Origin of the sequence: Xenophilus azovorans DSM 13620, from assembly GCF_000745855.1 — a bacterium.
GTDB classification, from domain to species: Bacteria; Pseudomonadota; Gammaproteobacteria; order Burkholderiales; family Burkholderiaceae_C; genus Xenophilus; species Xenophilus azovorans.
Genome location: NZ_JQKD01000055.1, coordinates 1 through 15,938 on the forward strand (window position 1 = coordinate 1; position 15,938 = coordinate 15,938).

The following is a 15,938-nucleotide window of genomic DNA, read 5'->3' on the forward strand; positions in this document are numbered from 1 at the left end:
GGCGCCGCATCGCCGCGCTGGTGGGCGTGGCGCCTTTGAATCGCGACTCCGGCCAGATGCGCGGGCAGCGTTGCATCTGGGGTGGGCGCGCCGATGTGCGACGAACGCTGTACATGGCCACCCTCACGGCAGTGCGGTACAACCCGGCGCTCAAGGCGTGCTACGAGCGCCTGCTGATGGCCGGCAAGCGCAAGAAGGTCGCCCTGGTCGCCTGCATGCGCAAGCTGCTGACGATGCTCAACGCCATCGCCAAACATGGCTCGATGTGGGATTCGACTATGCATTGCGCTTGACGAGCAAGACGGTTGCTCAGGCCGCGGTTGCGCGGCATGAAGTCCCCGGTGATCGGGTGCATCAGCGCGCGGCCCAGGCTGGCGGGCGCGGTGATCTTCAGGCTGCCCTGGGCGGCTGCGGGCGCGTGCACCACGTCGGCCGCCTCGTCCAGCGCGCGCAGCAGCGGCGCGACCCGGTCGTAGTACGCCGCGCCTTCCTGGGTGAGCGCCAGGCTGCGGGTGGATCGGTGGAACAGGCGCGCGCCCAGCCGCGACTCGATGCGGGCGATGCGTTTCGAGATCGCCGACGGCGTGGCCCCGAGCGTGCGCGCCGCGCCGCTGAACGACGCGGCCTCGACCGCGCGCACGAAGGCGACCAGTTCCTGCGTCCGGTCAGGCATGGGTGGCGCCGCTCCCCGCCGTGGCCCTGTGCGGGGCTAGCGGCCGTGGCGGCCCGCGCCGCCCCCGGCGTCCTGCACGGGGATGAAGAAGTCGACACCCTTCTTCTTGACGAGCGTGACGGTGAAGCGCGCGGGCTCGGTGCTGCTCGCGTTGCGTCCGACGACGTGGATGTCGTCGGGCCCCTCGTAGAAGGTCTGCCCCCGGGTCAGGGTGACTTCCCTGCCGCCCTTGAGGCCCATCACGATGGTGCCTTCGAGGACGTAGACGAATGCGTGGGCATCGTGCCTGTGCGTCGGATCGACGGCGCCCGGCGGATAGGTCACGTCGATCACGAGCACCTCCTTGCCCGGGATGTCCGGCAGCGCCTGCGTCTGCAGCGGCGTGACGATCGCCTGCGGCGCGGCGACGGCCTGCGGAATCGGCAAAAGGGCGAAGGCCAGCAGGGCGGCGCCGGCGGTGTGTCTGGTCTTGAGCATTTCCTTGTTCCTCGACGCGTGTCCAGCCGGCGTCATTCCAGCGGCTGGCGGGAGGGCGGCGCCTTCATGCCGATGGCCATCCGGTTCCATGCATTGATCTGCGCGATGGCCCAGGTCAGCTCCACGATCTCCTGCTCGCTCATGTGTGCCTGCAGCATGTCGAAGGCCGCGTCCTGGTCGGCGTGTCCTTCCGCCACGCGCGTCAGTGCTTCCGCCCAGTTCAGGGCCGCGCGTTCGCGCTCGTCGTAGAAGTCGACCTCGCGCCAGGTGGCGAGGCTGTTGATGCGCTGCCAGCCCTGGCCGAGCTTGCGCAGGGTGCGGGCGTGCATGTCGAGGCAGAAGGGGCAGCCGTTGATCTGCGACACGCGTGTCTGCACGAGTTCGATCAGAGGCGCTCCCAGCGACGAGTCGGCAAGCGATTCGCCGACGCCCGCCATCGCCTGATACGGCTTGGGGGCGAGACGGGTCCAGGGCAGTCGGGGGGAAGTCATCGGGTTCTCCTTGAAGAGTGAGGCAGGTTGAGGTGTTGTGTCGGCGCGTTGTCAGAAACGGCGCTCGTAGCGCAGTTGCACGAAGTTGGCGCCGGGGTTCGGATGCCGGATGCCGGCGTTCGAGAAGTGCTCGAACCGCAGCGAGACCTCGTGCTGGCGCTGCGCCCCGAAGCTGCGCCCGACGGCCAGGTGCGTGCCGAAGTTGAACGCCGTGGAGAAGCGCCTGCGGCGCGTGCGGTAGACCGAGGAGGTCACCGTCACGCCCAGCCCCGCCTCGAAGAACCAGGGGGAGCCATGGGCGGAGCGGTAGCGAAGCGCCGGAATGAGCGCCAGCTGCGACAGATGGGAGATGCCGTCCCTGTCGCCGGACCGGATCTGCCACCACGCATACGATGCTTCCAGGCGGCTTTCGATGCGGGCCGTCCCGAGGGTCCACGCATAGGGGAGGTCCCAGGCGAGCCCTGCGGTGAAGGACTGGGTTCCCTGCGAAGCGCCCGCCTGGAGGAAGGCGGCGGCTGGTACGAATGCCTCCTGCGCTGCCGCGCCCAGCGGGCAGGCGAGCAGGACGGCCAGGGTGAGCGATGGAAGTGCCGTCATGATGCGTTCTGCTCGGGCCGGGCCCGTCATGCGCTGAGCCAGCCGACGACATTGCGCACGTACTGCTGCGTCGAGCGAAGGGCTTCCGGGAAACGGACGATGGCGTCGCCCGCGGGCTCGCCGACGAACGAAGGGCAGCCGGCGGCGGGATCCCAGTTGTAGTCGGCGAAATGGTGGAACGTGGACTGGGCGATGGCGCGTCCGCCGGACACGGTGCGGTCGAAGGCCACGGCGATGTTGAAGCGCCGTCCCGACACGGAGCTGAGGCCTTCGAGGATCACGCGGCTGCTGGCGTCTCCCGCCGGCGCGCTGATCGCGCCTTCGTGCGGATGCGCCGGCAGATACTGGATGACGCCCGTGGCGGACTGCCGGTCGCGCAGCACCGGGTGGATGCTGCCGACGGGCCGCACGCGCTGGAAGTCGCCGTTCGAGCCGGAGTGGTAGTTGGGCCAGTCGATCGCCGTCGACGCCGGGTTGTCGGTGCAGTGGCGGCTCGCGTCGGGCTCGGGGTTGCGGCTGCGGAAGTGATGCGCGGCCCCCACGCCGCCCAGGTTGCAGATGCAGCTTCCCAGGTCCGTGTGGTCGCGGGTGACCATGAGCCCGCCGCCGCGACGCCGGAAGCGGGTGATGCCGGCGCAGTCCTCCGGCGTCAGGCCGTCTCCCGCGTCCACCGCGAAGAGCCATGCCTGGTCGAAGTCCGATTCGTGCAGCGTCGAGAGGACGGGGTCCGGTGCGCCGCGCCGCGCCCGATCCCGGGCCGTGACCATGAAGGCGGGATGCCCTTCGGCGTCGCGCAGCCCGGCGATGAAGGAGGCGACGCGACTGAAGCGACGGATGCTCCAGTCGTCCGGGTCTTCTTCGATCGTGGTCTGCAGCAGGATGTTGAACATGGTCTGGATCGGGGCGGTGGCCAGGATGGCCGGTCAGCTGCGCAGGAATGCGAGGAGGTCGGCGTTGACCCGGTCCTGCATCGTGGCGGTGAGGCCGTGCGGCGCGCCCGGGTAGTAGATTTCCCTGGCCCCCTTGACCAGCTTTGCGGCCTTGCGCGCGGCGTCGTCGATCGGCACGATCTGGTCGTCCTCGCCGTGCATGAACAGCGTCGGCACGTCGAACTTCTTCAGGTCCTCGGTGAAGTCGGTCTCGGAGAAGGCCTTGACGCACTCGTAGGCGTTCTTCTGGCCGCTTTGCATGCTCCAGAGCCAGAACTGGTCCAGCGTGCCCTGGGACACCTTGGCGCCGGGGCGGTTGGCGCCGTAGAACGGGACGGCCAGTTCCTTGTAGTACTGCGAGCGGTCGCCGGCCACGCCGGCACGGATGCCGTCGAACACCTCCATCGGCAGCCCCTCGGGGTTCGCGGCGGACTTCAGCATCACGGGAGGCACGGCGCCGATGAGGACGGCCCTGGCCACGCGCCGCGTGCCGTGCCGCCCGATGTAGCGCGCGACTTCTCCGCCGCCGGTCGAATGGCCGACCATCGACACGTCACGCAGGTCGAGTGCCTCGAACAGCGCGGCCAGGTCGTCGGCGTACCCGTTCATGTCGTTGCCCGACGAGGGCTGGGTGGAGCGGCCGTGGCCGCGGCGGTCGTGCGCGATGACGCGGAAGCCGTGGCGGGTCAGGAAGTGCATCTGGCCGTCCCAGGCATCGGCGTTCAGCGGCCAGCCGTGCGAGAAGGTGACGACGGGGCCTTCGCCCCAGTCCTTGTAGTAGATCTGGGTGCCGTCCTTGGTGGTGATGGTGTTGCTGCTCATACGTGAACTCCGGTTGGGTTGGGTGGTCGGTCGTCGGGTCGCTGCGCCTGCCGGGCCGTGCATGGCCGCGGCCAGCGATCCGGTGGCAACGGCTGCGCCGGCGGCCATCAGGGTGCGGCGCGATGGGTTGGGGGTCTTGTTCATGGCGGTGTGGTGCTGTGGTTGAGGGAAGTGATGCGTTGTGCGCGGAGCTGATGGACTGCGGGTCATGCTAGGTTTCGGGCCCGGTCCGAGGAAGCCACGCCAAGGGACGCATGCCGTTGCCGTGCGGGGAACAATCGGCCGCCGGCCTTCACGTGCCGCAGTCCAGGTCGGCGGCGCGGATCCGGCTGGTCATGAAGTCGATGAAGACGCGCATGCGCGAGGGCAGGTGCTGCCGGCTCAGGTAGCAGATGTAGTGGCCCCGGTCGTCGGGCGCGTACTGGTTCAGGCACGCGACGAGCTCGCCGCGCCGCAGCGCGTCGCACGCCAGGTAGCCCGCCATCTGCGCGATGCCGTGGCCGTCGAGCACGGCCTGCAGCACCAGGTCCGGGTCGTTGTAGGTGAGCCGGGCCGGGGGCATGAACTTGCGCAGCTGGCCGTCCACCTTGAATTCCCACTCGAACACGCGGCCGGAGGCGAACCGGAAGTTGATGCAGGCGTGGTTCGCGAGCTCCTCGGGCGTGGTCGGCAGGCCGTGCTTCTGCTGGTAGGCGCGCGAGGCGCACACCATCATCTGCATCGGGATGATCTGCCGGGCGATGATCTGGGCGTCTTCCAGGCGTCCGTTGCGGAACGCGATGTCGACCCGGTCCGAGGTGAAGTCGGCGGGCTTGTCGTTCAGGACCAGGTCGATCGTCACGTCGGGGTAGGCGCTGCGGAAGTCGCCGAGCAGCGGGGCCACCACCCTGCGGCCGAAGCCGACCGCGGCGCTGATGCGCAGGTGCCCGCGCGGCGGCCCCTCGCGCAGGTCGCGCATCTCCTCGACGGCCTGGACGATCCGCTCGACGCCGCTATGGCAGTTGGCGTAGAAGAGGTCGCCTTCACGGGTGAGCGTGGTGCTGCGGGTGGTGCGCAGGAACAGGCGCACGTTGAGCTGGTCCTCCAGCTTCTGGACGCTGCGGCTGACGGCGGACCGGCCGATTCCGAGCCGGTCGGCGGCGCGGGCGAAGCTGCCTTCGGCGGCGACCGCGATGAATGCGACGACGCCGGCGTAGCTCGTGGCGAAGCTGGAGGCGAGAGGGTCGGGCCTCGGCGGCGTGGCCGCGGCGGAGAAGTTGGCAAGGGCAGGCGTTCTCATAGGGCAGGTTCTCGGTTCGAAGGAGGCGGGTGCGTGGCCGCCTTCGTGCGGTACGGTGGTCACTCTGCCCGTGGCGCTGGCGGGCCGCCAGTTAAAGCGTGTCAAGGATGGTTATGTCGCCGCTTCGAAGCGGCACGGCGTGGCGCGCGGGCGGGCGCGGACGCCGGTCCCAGGGCGGCGGCTGCGGCGGGAGGCGAGTTCCGGCCAGGATCAAGACGGTTCGACGCGTGTGTTTGTGACAGCCCTCCGGCGCGCGGCGCGATTGATGCCGGGCAGGCAACGTCGTGCGCCGCCGCCAGCGCCTTCCGGACCACGGTCCGGGCTCCTACGATGAATTCGTCCTTCTTTTCTTTCTTCTCTCAACCGGAACACATCCAGAGCCACCCATGAGCAAGATCCTCGTTCTCTACTACAGCATGTACGGCCACCTCGAAACCATGGCGCGGGCCGTCGCCGAAGGCGCCGGCTCGGTCGCGGGCAGCGAAGTCACCGTCAAGCGCGTGCCGGAGACCATGTCCACGGAGGCGCTGCGCGCGGCCGGCGGGAAGACCGACCAGGCTGCGGAGGTGGCGACCGTGGCCGAGCTGCCGGACTACGACGCGATCCTCTTCGGGACGCCCACGCGTTTCGGCAGCATGGCCGGGCAGATGCGCACCTTCCTCGACCAGACCGGCGGCCTGTGGGCAGCCGGCGCGCTCGTGAACAAGATCGGCAGCGTCTTCACGTCCACGTCCACGCAGCACGGCGGCCAGGAGACGACGATCACCTCCTTCCACGTGACGCTGCTGCATCACGGCATGCTCATCGCCGGCGTGCCCTACACCTGCGCCGGGCTGACCGAGATGAACGAGATCACCGGGGGCTCGCCCTACGGTGCGGGCACGCTCGCGGGTCCTGATGGCCGGCGCCTGCCCTCCGCCAACGAGCTGGCGATCGCGCGCTTCCAGGGCGCGCACGTGGCGCAGCTTGCGGCGCGCCTGCAGGGCTGAGGAAAGAAAGGCGCCCGCATGCCTGAGGAATGACGCATGCCGACGCGCCGTTTCGACTTTCCCAACCGCTGCGGGCAGATGCTGTCCGGGAGCCTCGAGCTGCCCGAGGGCATCGGGCGTGGCTGGGCGCTCTTCGCGCACTGCTTCACCTGCGGGCAGCGCAACCTGGCCGCCGTGCGCATCTCGCGGGCGCTCGCCAGCCAGGGCATCGGCGTGCTGCGCTTCGACTTCACCGGCCTGGGCGACAGCGAGGGCAGCTTCCCGCAGACGACCTTCACGCTCAACGTGCAGGACCTGCACGCGGCCGCCGAGGCCATGGCGGCGGAGGGCATGGCACCCGCCCTGCTGGTCGGGCACAGCCTGGGCGGCGCGGCCGTGCTGGCCGCCGCGCAGGACATCGCCAGCGCGCGCGCGGTGGCGACCATCGCCGCGCCGTTCGACGTGGCGCACGTGCTGCGGCTGCTCGATCCCGCGGGGCTCGCGCAGGTCGGCGCCCGGGGGGCGTCGCTCGTCCGGGTCAACGGACGCGCGCTTTCGGTCGGGAAGGCCTTCCTCGACGACCTGCACGCGCATCACCAGGGCGCACGCATCGCCGCGCTGAGGCGCCCCCTGCTGGTGCTGCATTCGCCCGGCGACCGGATCGTGGACATCGGGAACGCCAGCGGCATCTTCCTCGCCGCCCGCCATCCGAAGAGCTTCGTGTCGCTGGATCGCGCGGACCATCTCCTCCTGGCGCCCGAGGATGCCGAGCACGTCGCCGGCGTGATCTCGGCGTGGGCCGGCCGGTACCTGCCGGCCGTGCCCGCCGGGCCGCAGGAAGCCGCCGACGCCGTCGCCGAGGAGACCGGGCTGGGCAAGTACCAGCTCGCGCTGCGCTCGGGCGGGTCGCGCTGGATCGCGGACGAACCCGTGCAGGTCGGCGGGCTGGGCTCCGGCCCGACGCCCTACGACCTGCTGTCGTCGGCACTGGCCGCATGCACCACCATGACCCTGCGCCACTATGCCGACGGCAAGGGCTGGCCCGTCGGCCGCATCCGCACCGCCGTGAACCACCGCAGGGACGCCGCGCACGCGGGGGCGGACGTGTTCAGCCGCCAGGTGTCGATCGACGGGCCGATCGACGAGGCGCAGCGCGCCCAGCTGCTGGACGTGGCCAGGCGCTGCCCGGTTCACCGGACGCTGGAGCACGGCGCGCAGGTCGAAGCCGCCCGCCCCGCGGCGGACCCGTCGGACAAGGCATGACCCGGTTCGACCGGCAGCGTTGCGATCCGCCGGCCGGCCAGGGCGCCATCGCCGTGGCCGTCGCGCACGGCGACCCGTACGTCGCCGCGGGCATCTCGGCGCTGCTGCGCTCCGGAACGGACTTCAATGTGCGCAGCGGGCCGCCCGATGGGCAGGCCGTGGACGTGATCGTGACGGACCACGGAGGCGGCATCGCCGCCATGTCGTCGTGGCCGCGGTGCGTCGACCCGCCGCCGGTCCTGGTGGTCACGGACCAGGAGACGGGCTGGCAGATCCGGCGTGCACTGGGTGCCGGCGTTCACGGGTATCTGCTGCAGGACTGCTCGCGGCACGAGCTGCTGAGTGCCGTGCGCTGCGTGGCCGGCGGCGGAAAGTACATGGGCGGGCTGGTGGCCGAGCGGCTGCTCGACAGCCTCGGCCAAGTCGCGCCCACGGGCCGCGAGCTGCAGGTCCTTCAGCTCATGGCCCGCGGGCTGAGAAACCGGGAGATCGGCGCGGCGCTGGGCATCGGCGAGGGCACGGTGAAGAGCCACGTCAAGGCGCTGCTGGGAAAGCTCGACGCGTCGACCCGGACCGCCGCCATCGGCGAGGCGCAGCGCCGCGGGCTGGTGGCGGCCGAGGCGCCGTGCCGTTGAAGGAGACCGCCATGGCGCCGCACGCCAGGCTGCGGATCGCGGTACGGCACGACGAAGACATCGTCGCCGCGGGCCTCGCGGGCCTCATCGCGCGCCAGGCCGACTTCGAGCTGGTCGAGCACGACGACGCGCAGGTCGCCGTGGCCGACGTCCGCTCGGCACTGCGCCTGCTGGCGGCGATGTCCTGCCAGGAACGCGCCGGACGGACGCGCGTGATCGCCATCGCCCGCGCGGCGCGGGAGGCGGAGATCGCCCGGGCCATCGATGCCGGCGTGAGCGGCTACCTGCTCCACGACACCACGCCCGATGAACTGGCGGCCGCCATCCGCCATGCAGCGCGCGGTGGCGCGCCGCACCTGAGCAGGGGCGCCATGGCGGCGGTCCACGGCAGCCTGCCCGTGCACCTGACGCCGCGCGAGGCGGACGTCCTGCAGTTCGTCGTGCAAGGCGAATGCAACAAGGCCATCGCGCGGCGGCTGGCGATTTCCGCCAGCACGGTGAAGGCCCATGTCGCGAACATCAGCGGGAAGCTCCACGCGGGCTCGCGCACGCAGGTCGCCGTCGCGGCGACGCGGCGCGGGCTGGTCGGCGTGCAGGGCCCGGGTCACGGCGTCGGTGCCGTGCCGTAGCTCTCCCCGTAGACGGGGAGCCTGCCGGACTTGTTGAGCGCCTTGATTTCCGCGCGCCTGACGGCGCGTTCGGCGCGTCGTTCCGCGCGGGGGATGCGGGGGCCGGCGGCGGGCCGCGGGTCTCCCTCGCCGGGCATGAAGGACCGCGCCGCCTCGACGGCTGCGGGGCGGCGCGCCTGCCGGGCTTTCGCACGGTCGGCGCGGCTGGCCTTCGGGCCGGCCTCGGGGATGGGGTTGCCTTCGCCCGGCTGCGGGTGCCGCGCCGCCTCGACGGCCTCGGCACGGCGTTGGGCACGCAGGTCCGTCTGCCGGGCGTCGCCGGCGCCCTGCGCGAAGGTGATGGCGGGCATGGCGGCGAAGACTGCCGATGCGAGTGCGATGCGGAAGGAGGATTGCTTCATGGTGGCTCCGGTATGAAGAGGGAAGTTGCGTGCCGGCATGAACCGGCACGGCGAGCCGTCATCTTTGGACCGGCGAGGACGCCGGGCCACCGCCCAAATGGAGAGACGGAGCTCTACCGTTGCGCCGGCATGCATCGATACGCGTCGCGAAGAGGCCGCAGGGGTTGCGGCCGCCAGGCGCACGCGATCGGCGCGCAGCCTGCCGCGACCTGGCGCCGGTGCTGCGTGGATCGCGTCCATCCGCGCGATTGATGCCGCGGCGGCAACGCCGTCGTCTGCGCCGCGGGCCTACCGGCCGCGGGTGAGGGTCCCTAGCATGAAAACGTGCCGCGGCGTTCGCGGTGCGGCGCCCCAGGCCTGCTGGGGACAGCGGTGCAGTACCCGAAGCCATGGCGCGCGAGCAACGACCCGACGGACCGATCTGCGGATCGGTCCCTGGCCCCGGCAACCGGTGGGCATGGATCCACCTCGGCCTCCTGGCGTCGGCGCTCGCCGCGGCGAGCGCCGTGGCCAGCGGCGAGTCCGCGCGCGCCGCGCTGAGCCTTGCCGGTGCGGCGGCTCGCGCGGCATCGCACTTGTCTGCGGCCTGGACCGACAACGGAACCGATCCCATCATGAAGCCAATCGATGCGCCGCCCGCCGGCGACGCCGTGAAAGTGTTCGATGCCACCGGCATCCCGCAGCGGTCCCGGCGTCCGGGAGAGGCGGCCCCGGACGTCACGCTGCCGGACGCGCACGGCCGCCCGGTCCGCCTTTCCGACGTGTGGCGCAAGGGGCCGCTGGTGCCGGTCTTCTATCGCGGCGGGTGGTGCAGCTACTGCAGCCTGCAACTGCGCGAATGGCATCGCCAGGAGCGGGCCTTGCAGCGGTTCGGCGCCACGCTCCTGGCCGTCTCGCCGCAGACGCCGGAGAACTCCCTGGACACGGCCGACGACAACCGGCTCGGCTTCACCGTGCTGAGCGATTCCGCCCTGGAGGCGGCGAACGGCTTCGGCCTCGCCTTCACCCTGCATCCCGACCTCGTCGATTTCTACGCAAGCGTGGGCACCGACATCCCGGTGCTCAACGGCAACGGGCTGTGGGTGCTGCCCGTCCCCGCGACGTTCGTGATCGATCCCCGCGGCACGATCCGCTTCGCCGCCATCGCGCAAGACGTGCGGCGGCGGGTCGAGCCGGCCGATGTGCTGTCGGCGATCGAGGTGATGTCCGCCGGGTTCGCCCGGCCGCTGCGTTGAGCCATGCGGCCGGCACGTCTTCTGCGGATGCTCGCCGTCCTCGCCGCCGTCGCGCTGGGGGCCTGCGCGAGCCTGGGCCCGCGCGGGAGCGTGCCCGAGGTGCGGTCGCTGGCACCCTACCTGGACGGCGAACTGAGCGCGGCGGTCCGCGCCAGCACGCCGCAGGGCACGCCGGCCGCCTATTCCGGCTTCCAGCTCCTGCATGACGGGCCGCATGCGCTGGATGCGCGCCTGGCCGTCATCGACGCGGCCCGCCGCTCGCTGGACGTGCAGTACTACATCTTCGCGTGCGACTCGTCGGGGCGCCAGGTGATGCGCGCGCTTCGCGCAGCGGTGCGGCGCGGCGTGCGCGTGCGCCTGCTGCTGGACGACCTGAACCTCGGCGAGGCGGAAGACGCGCTGCTTCGCATCGGGAGCATGGCGGGATTCGAGGTCCGGCTGTTCAACCCGCTGCCGGCCCGCGGGGGGAGCGTCGCGTCCCGCATCGTCCGTTCCGTGCATGCGCTGCGCCGGATCAACCACCGGATGCACAACAAGCTGCTGATCGCGGACGGCGTGGTCTCCATATCGGGCGGCAGGAACGTGGCGGACGAGTACTTCATGCGCTCGAAGAACGAGAACTTCATCGACATGGACGTGCTGGCGGTGGGCGCCGTGGTGCCGCAGCAGGCCGCCGTGTTCGACAGCTACTGGAACAGCGAACACAGCTACCCGATCACGGCGTTGCGGCCGCCCGCGCCGTCCGCGGGCGCGGCGCGCGGCCCCGTGGCGGCCCTGGACCTGGTGCCGGGAGAGCGGGACGCCTTCGGCAACTGGCCCCTGAGGTACCAGATCGCGATGCGCATGCTGGACCTGGTGTGGGCGCGGGCGCAGGTCCTGGCCGATCCGCCGGAGAAGGTGCGCGGCCGGGCCGCCGGCCCGCTCGTCAGCGACAGGATCCAGGCGCTGGCCGCCGGCGCGCGGTCGGAACTCTTCATCGGCTCGCCGTACTTCGTCCCGCGCCGGGAAGACATCGACGTGCTGCGCCGCGTCCGGCAGCGGGGCGTCGAGGTGACGCTGGTGACGAACGCCGCCGGCGCGACGGACGAGCCCCTGGTGCATGCCCGCTACGTCGTCTACCGCGACGTGATGCTGGACCTGGGGGTGAATCTGTACGAGATGAGCCCGCAGCTCACGGCGCGGTTCAACACGCTGGGGTCGTTCATGGCGTCCAGGGGCAGCCTGCATTCCAAGCTGGCGGCGGTCGACGAGCGATGGTTCTACGTCGGGTCCATGAACTTCGATCGGCGCTCCGCGCTGCTGAACACCGAATCGGGACTCCTGATCGACAGCCCGACGCTCGTGTCCAGGTTCATGGAACTGGTGCACGCCGACAAGCTGCGCAGCGCCTACCACGTCAGCCGCGACGAGCGCGGCCGCACGCGCTGGACCGAGTACGGCCTCGACGGCCGGGAGACGGTGCTGCTGAAGGAGCCCAACATGGACTGGATGCGCAAGGCCGTGAGCTGGTTATGGCTGCAACTGGTGGACGAGGACTGGCTGTAGACATGGGCCGCACGCTTCATGCCGTTTCCGCGCTGGCCCTGGGGCTGGCGGGCTGCGCCGCGGCGCCGCAGTTGCAGCCGCCAGCACCCATCCAGCCCGATGCCGCCGCGCGCTGGGCGGATCCGGCGTCGGCGCTGAGCGAGGCGCCGGTGCCGGCGCAGTGGTGGCGCCTGTTCCACGACGACACGCTCGGCGACCTGCAGGCCGAGGCGGCGCGTTCGAACCTCGATCTCCAGGCGGCGGCGCAGCGCGTCGCAGAGAGCCGCGCGCTGCTGGGGCTGGCGCAGGCGGCGCGCTGGCCGCAGGTCGCAGCGGAGGCGAGCCAGACGCGCTCGGCGCTGAGCGCCCATTCGCCGCTCGTGCGCCTGGGGGCGCCAACCACGCCGTCCAGCAGCTGGACGCTGGGCCTGCAGGCCGGCTGGGAGCTGGACCTGTGGGGGCGCCTGCGCCACCTGGGCGAAGCCGCCGGCGCCAGGCTGGACGCCAGCGCGTTCGGCATGGCGGCGGCGAGGGTGTCCGTGGCCGGCGAAGTGGCGCGCACGTACCTGCTGCTGCGCGGCGCCCAGGCGCAGATCGCCATCGGGCAGGAGAACCGGCGCATTGCCGCGGAGCTGGTGCGGCTGGCGGACAGCCGACAGCGCAACGGGGTCGCCACCCGGCAGGACGCGGCCGCAGCCCGCGCGAGTCTGGCGGACATCGAGGCGCGCCAGTCGCAGCGGCTGCAGCAGCGCGACAACCTGACGAACGCGCTGGCCCTGCTGCTGGGCATGCCGCCCGGCGCGCTGGACGCGCGCCTCGCCGGCGCCGGGATGCCGGCCATGCCGCAGCGCCTGCCCGTCGGCGTGCCGTCGGACCTGGCCCGCAACCGGCCCGACATCCTGCAGGCCGAGGCCCGGCTGCGCGCGGCCGTGGCGGACATCGGCGCCGCGCAGGCGGACTTCTACCCGCGCATCGGGCTCGCGGCGGGCATCGGCTACCAGGCCGCCGAACTGTCGGACCTCGGGAGCTGGAGCGCGCGGCGCTTCGCGATCGGGCCGACGCTGCACCTGCCCGTCTTCCAGGGCGGCAGGCTCGTGGGCATGCTGGCGCTGGCCGAGGCGCGCCACCGGGCGGCGGGCATCGCCTACCGGCAGACCGTGCTGGGCGCATGGCACGAGGTGAGCGAGGCGTTGACCGCCCACCGGACGGAACGGGCGCGCCACGGCCAGCTGGAGGCCGCGCTGGCGCAGGGCCGGGTCGCGCTGGACGTCGCGCGGCGCGCCTATCGGCAGGGGACGGCCGACTTCACCTCGGTCCTGGTGGCGCACCGCGCGCTCCTGGCCGGCGAGGCCGAGCTGGCCGACTGCGCCACCGCCTCCGCGCTGTCGGTGGTCGCGCTCTATCGCGCGCTCGGCGGCGGGTGGTCCGCGGCGCTGCAGGCCGACGCCGCCACGCCGCAAGAGGAGGGGCCATGACGCCAGCGCCGGCACGGGCGGCGTTCGGTCCGCGGCTCGCCGTCGGGCTGGTCGGCATCCTGCTCGCGGCGATGGTGGCGGGCCTGAACGGCCGCGTCCCCGCCCTGGCGCTGGCCGACATCCAGGGCGACCTGGGGTTCGCGCGCGACGACGCCTCGTGGCTGGGCACGGCCTATGCGGCGGGCGAGCTGGCCGTCATGCCGTTCGCGACGTGGTTCGCCATCACCTTCTCGATGCGCCGCTTCCACCTGGCGATGCTGGCCGCGGCGATGGCCCTGTCGGTGCTCATGCCCTGGGTGCGCGAGCTGCACCTGCTGCTGGCGCTGCGGGCGCTCCACGGCCTGTGCTCGGGCGCGCTGATCCCTCTGCTCATGATGGCCGCGCTGCGCTTCCTGCCGCCGGCGATCAACCTCCACGGGCTGGCCCTGTACGCGCTGACGGCCACCTTCTCGCCCAACGTGGCGCTGTGGCTTGCGGCGGCCTGCGTCGATCGGCTGGAGGACCTGCGCTGGGTCTACTGGCACGTCGTGCCCATCGGCCTGGCCGCGATGGCGATGGTGGCCTGGGGGATCCCGCAGGACCCCGCGGCGCCGCAGCGCCTGAGGCAGGCCGACTGGCTGGGGCTGGCGGCGGGCGCGCCGGGCCTGGCGCTGGCGGCCGTCGCCCTGGACCAGGGCGTCCGGCTGGACGGCTTCCGCTCGCCGCTGGTCACCGCCGCGACGCTGGGCGCCGCGGTGTTCGTCCTGATCTTCGCGGCGAGCGAATGGCGGCATCCGGCCCCCTTCATCCGCCTGCAGATGCTCGGGCGCCGCAACCTGGGGCTCGGCTTCGGCGTGTTCGTGCTGCTGCTGATGGTCTGCGCCACCGCCGTCGCGCTGCCGGCGAACCTGCTCGGGCCGCTGCAGGGCTTCCGGATCGAGCAGAGCGCACCCATCGGGCTGATGGTGGGACTGCCCCAGCTGGCGCTGGGCTCCGCCGTCGCGCAACTGCTGTACCAGCGGCGGGTGGATGCACGGCACGTCTTCGCCGCCGGGCTGGCCTGCATCGCCGCGGGCTGCTGGCTGGCCAGCGGGATCACCGGCGAATGGAGGGTCCCGCAGTTCGCCGCGGCCGCGATGCTCCACGCCATCGGCCAGCCGATGGCGATCGTTCCGCTGCTCTTCCTGGCCACGAGCGTCGTGCAGCCGGTGGAGGGCGCCCATGTGGCGGGCATCGTCAACACCCTGCGTGCGTTCGGCGCGTTGCTGGGGGGCTCGGTCATCGGCCAGCTGCTGGCCGTGCGGGGGCGCTTCCACCACGAGATGCTGCTAGACCGGGCCGGCCGTCTGCTGGCGAGGCTGCCCTGGCCCCCGGCGGGGCCGCCGGGCCTGGCCGAGACCGTCGCCCTGCAGGCCAACGTGCTGGCCGCCGCCGACGTCTACCGGGTGTTCGGCGTGCTGGCGCTGCTCCTGATCCCCGCGGTGCTCATGCTCCAGCGCATGCCTGCGCCTGCCGGCCCCGCACCCTCCCTTCCGTCGAAGAGCGTCCACCCATGAGTTCCCATTCCCGCTTCCGCATCGGCGCCGCGGCCGCCGCCGCCCTGGCCATCGCGGGCGCCCTCGCGGTGCTCCAGCGCCACGAGTCGGACGCGCCGCGGCAGGCCACCGACGACGCCTACGTCCAGGCCGACCTGACCGTCGTCGCGCCGCAGGTGGCCGGCATCGTCAGCCGCGTCTCGGTGGACGACAACCAGGCGGTGCCGGCCGGCGCACCGCTGGTGGAGATCGACGACCGGCGGCTGCGCATCGCGGTCGATGCCGCGCGCTCGGCCGTCGACAGCCTCGCGGCGCAGATCGAGCGGCAGACCAGCGTGATCGGGCAGTCGCGGGCCGCCGTGGCCGCATCCGCGGCCCGGCTCAGGCTCGCGCAGGCCAACCGGCAGCGCTTCGACAACCTGGCGCGGGATGGCTCGGGGACGGTGCAGGCGCTGGAGCAGGCCCGGGCGGAGCTGGAGATCCAGCGCGCGGCGCGCGAGCGCGACCAGGCGGCGCTGCGTGCGGCCGAGCAGCAGTTGCCCATCCTCCGGGCCGAGCTGGCGAGGGCCCGGGCGGCCCGGGCCGAGGCCGAGCTGAACCTGTCCTACGCGCGCATCGCGGCGCCGGTGGACGGCGTGGTCGCCCAGCGCAGGGCCAGGGTCGGCGGCCATGCCCGCGTGGGCGAGCCGCTGCTGACGCTGGTGCCGCTGGACGCGCTCTACGTGGAGGCGAACTTCCGCGAGACGCAGCTGGGCCGCGTGCAGGTCGGGCAGCCGGTGGACATCGCCGTCGATGCCCTGCCGGGCGTGAGCCTGAAGGGCCGGGTGGAAAGCCTGGGCCCTGCCAGCGGCGTGAGCTTCTCCCCCGTGCCGCCGCACAACGCCACCGGCAACTTCACCAAGATCGTGCAGCGCCTGCCGGTGCGCATCCGCATCCTGCCCGGCCAGGAGGCGGCCCGGCACCTGCGCGTGGGCATGTCGGTGCGGCCGCGCATCGCGGTCGCATCGGTGCGGGCGCCCTAGCGGC

At 72.3% G+C, this 15,938-nt stretch carries 17 protein-coding genes and 1 pseudogene; 10 read left to right on the forward strand and 8 right to left on the reverse strand.

All coding sequences use genetic code 11. The features are described 5' to 3' along the window. The coding region (locus tag Q392_RS32180) for a transposase (protein WP_157008148.1) at positions 1–293 on the forward strand (293 nt) is incomplete at its 5' end. 203 nt (positions 294–496) lie between these two features. Here Q392_RS32180 and Q392_RS33940 read toward each other — a convergent pair. The 7 genes and pseudogenes from Q392_RS33940 to Q392_RS22350 form a co-directional block, all read right to left on the reverse strand. Then, positions 497–673, reverse strand: a pseudogene (locus tag Q392_RS33940) (helix-turn-helix domain-containing protein); the annotation flags it as partial. A gap of 36 nt (positions 674–709) precedes the next feature. Further along, complete coding sequence (locus Q392_RS22325; protein WP_084217337.1) at positions 710–1,150, reverse strand: cupin domain-containing protein; 441 nt, start codon at positions 1,148–1,150, stop codon at positions 710–712. Positions 1,151–1,182: 32 nt separating this feature from the next. Next, the gene (locus Q392_RS22330; RefSeq protein ID WP_038212660.1) at positions 1,183–1,641 is read right to left on the reverse strand and encodes a carboxymuconolactone decarboxylase family protein; all 459 of its coding nucleotides are present in this window, start codon (positions 1,639–1,641) and stop codon (positions 1,183–1,185) included. 51 nt (positions 1,642–1,692) lie between these two features. After that, positions 1,693–2,238: an acyloxyacyl hydrolase gene (locus Q392_RS22335; RefSeq protein ID WP_245610778.1), complete on the reverse strand. Its 546-nt coding sequence runs from the start codon at positions 2,236–2,238 to the stop codon at positions 1,693–1,695. A 26-nt stretch (positions 2,239–2,264) separates the two neighbouring features. Continuing rightward, positions 2,265–3,128, reverse strand: coding sequence for a hypothetical protein (locus Q392_RS22340; RefSeq protein WP_038212664.1), 864 nt, complete (start codon positions 3,126–3,128; stop codon positions 2,265–2,267). A gap of 33 nt (positions 3,129–3,161) precedes the next feature. Next, positions 3,162–3,989, reverse strand: a complete 828-nt coding sequence (locus Q392_RS22345) for an alpha/beta fold hydrolase (protein ID WP_245610781.1) — start codon at positions 3,987–3,989, stop codon at positions 3,162–3,164. A gap of 292 nt (positions 3,990–4,281) precedes the next feature. After that, the gene (locus Q392_RS22350) at positions 4,282–5,268 is read right to left on the reverse strand and encodes a LysR family transcriptional regulator (RefSeq protein WP_038212673.1); all 987 of its coding nucleotides are present in this window, start codon (positions 5,266–5,268) and stop codon (positions 4,282–4,284) included. 386 nt (positions 5,269–5,654) lie between these two features. On the opposite strand from Q392_RS22350, the gene wrbA reads away from it, so the two are divergent. Genes wrbA through Q392_RS22370 form a run of 4 tightly spaced genes read left to right on the forward strand, consistent with a single transcriptional unit; the run spans position 5,655 to position 8,763 of the window. Continuing rightward, positions 5,655–6,257: an NAD(P)H:quinone oxidoreductase gene (gene wrbA, locus Q392_RS22355; RefSeq protein ID WP_038212675.1), complete on the forward strand. Its 603-nt coding sequence runs from the start codon at positions 5,655–5,657 to the stop codon at positions 6,255–6,257. Positions 6,258–6,293: 36 nt separating this feature from the next. Further along, the gene (locus Q392_RS22360; RefSeq protein ID WP_038212682.1) at positions 6,294–7,499 is read left to right on the forward strand and encodes a bifunctional alpha/beta hydrolase/OsmC family protein; all 1,206 of its coding nucleotides are present in this window, start codon (positions 6,294–6,296) and stop codon (positions 7,497–7,499) included. Beyond that, complete coding sequence (locus Q392_RS22365) at positions 7,496–8,134, forward strand: response regulator transcription factor (RefSeq protein ID WP_051953860.1); 639 nt, start codon at positions 7,496–7,498, stop codon at positions 8,132–8,134. Before Q392_RS22360 ends, Q392_RS22365 begins: the two co-directional genes overlap by 4 nt. An 11-nt stretch (positions 8,135–8,145) precedes the next feature. Then, a complete protein-coding gene (locus Q392_RS22370) occupies positions 8,146–8,763 on the forward strand; it encodes a response regulator transcription factor (protein ID WP_051953861.1) in 618 nt (205 codons plus the stop codon). Here the strand turns inward: Q392_RS22370 and Q392_RS31430 are convergent. After that, positions 8,739–9,164: a hypothetical protein gene (locus Q392_RS31430; RefSeq protein WP_051953862.1), complete on the reverse strand. Its 426-nt coding sequence runs from the start codon at positions 9,162–9,164 to the stop codon at positions 8,739–8,741. The genes Q392_RS22370 and Q392_RS31430 overlap by 25 nt on opposite strands. Before the next feature lie 389 nt (positions 9,165–9,553). On the opposite strand from Q392_RS31430, the gene Q392_RS22380 reads away from it, so the two are divergent. Genes Q392_RS22380 through Q392_RS22400 form a run of 5 tightly spaced genes read left to right on the forward strand, consistent with a single transcriptional unit; the run spans position 9,554 to position 15,934 of the window. Further along, positions 9,554–10,399, forward strand: a complete 846-nt coding sequence (locus Q392_RS22380; protein WP_245610779.1) for a peroxiredoxin-like family protein — start codon at positions 9,554–9,556, stop codon at positions 10,397–10,399. 27 nt (positions 10,400–10,426) lie between these two features. Then, a complete protein-coding gene (locus tag Q392_RS22385) occupies positions 10,427–11,944 on the forward strand; it encodes a phospholipase D-like domain-containing protein (protein WP_051953863.1) in 1,518 nt (505 codons plus the stop codon). Positions 11,945–11,946: 2 nt separating this feature from the next. Then, positions 11,947–13,398 carry an efflux transporter outer membrane subunit gene (locus Q392_RS22390; protein WP_038212684.1) on the forward strand — a complete coding sequence of 484 codons (1,452 nt, stop codon included), beginning with the start codon at positions 11,947–11,949 and terminating at the stop codon, positions 13,396–13,398. After that, complete coding sequence (locus tag Q392_RS22395) at positions 13,395–14,933, forward strand: MFS transporter (protein ID WP_038212685.1); 1,539 nt, start codon at positions 13,395–13,397, stop codon at positions 14,931–14,933. The genes Q392_RS22390 and Q392_RS22395 overlap by 4 nt, the downstream gene beginning before the upstream one ends. Then, positions 14,930–15,934, forward strand: coding sequence for an HlyD family secretion protein (locus Q392_RS22400; RefSeq protein WP_038212687.1), 1,005 nt, complete (start codon positions 14,930–14,932; stop codon positions 15,932–15,934). The genes Q392_RS22395 and Q392_RS22400 overlap by 4 nt, the downstream gene beginning before the upstream one ends. Positions 15,935–15,938 lie beyond the last annotated feature (4 nt).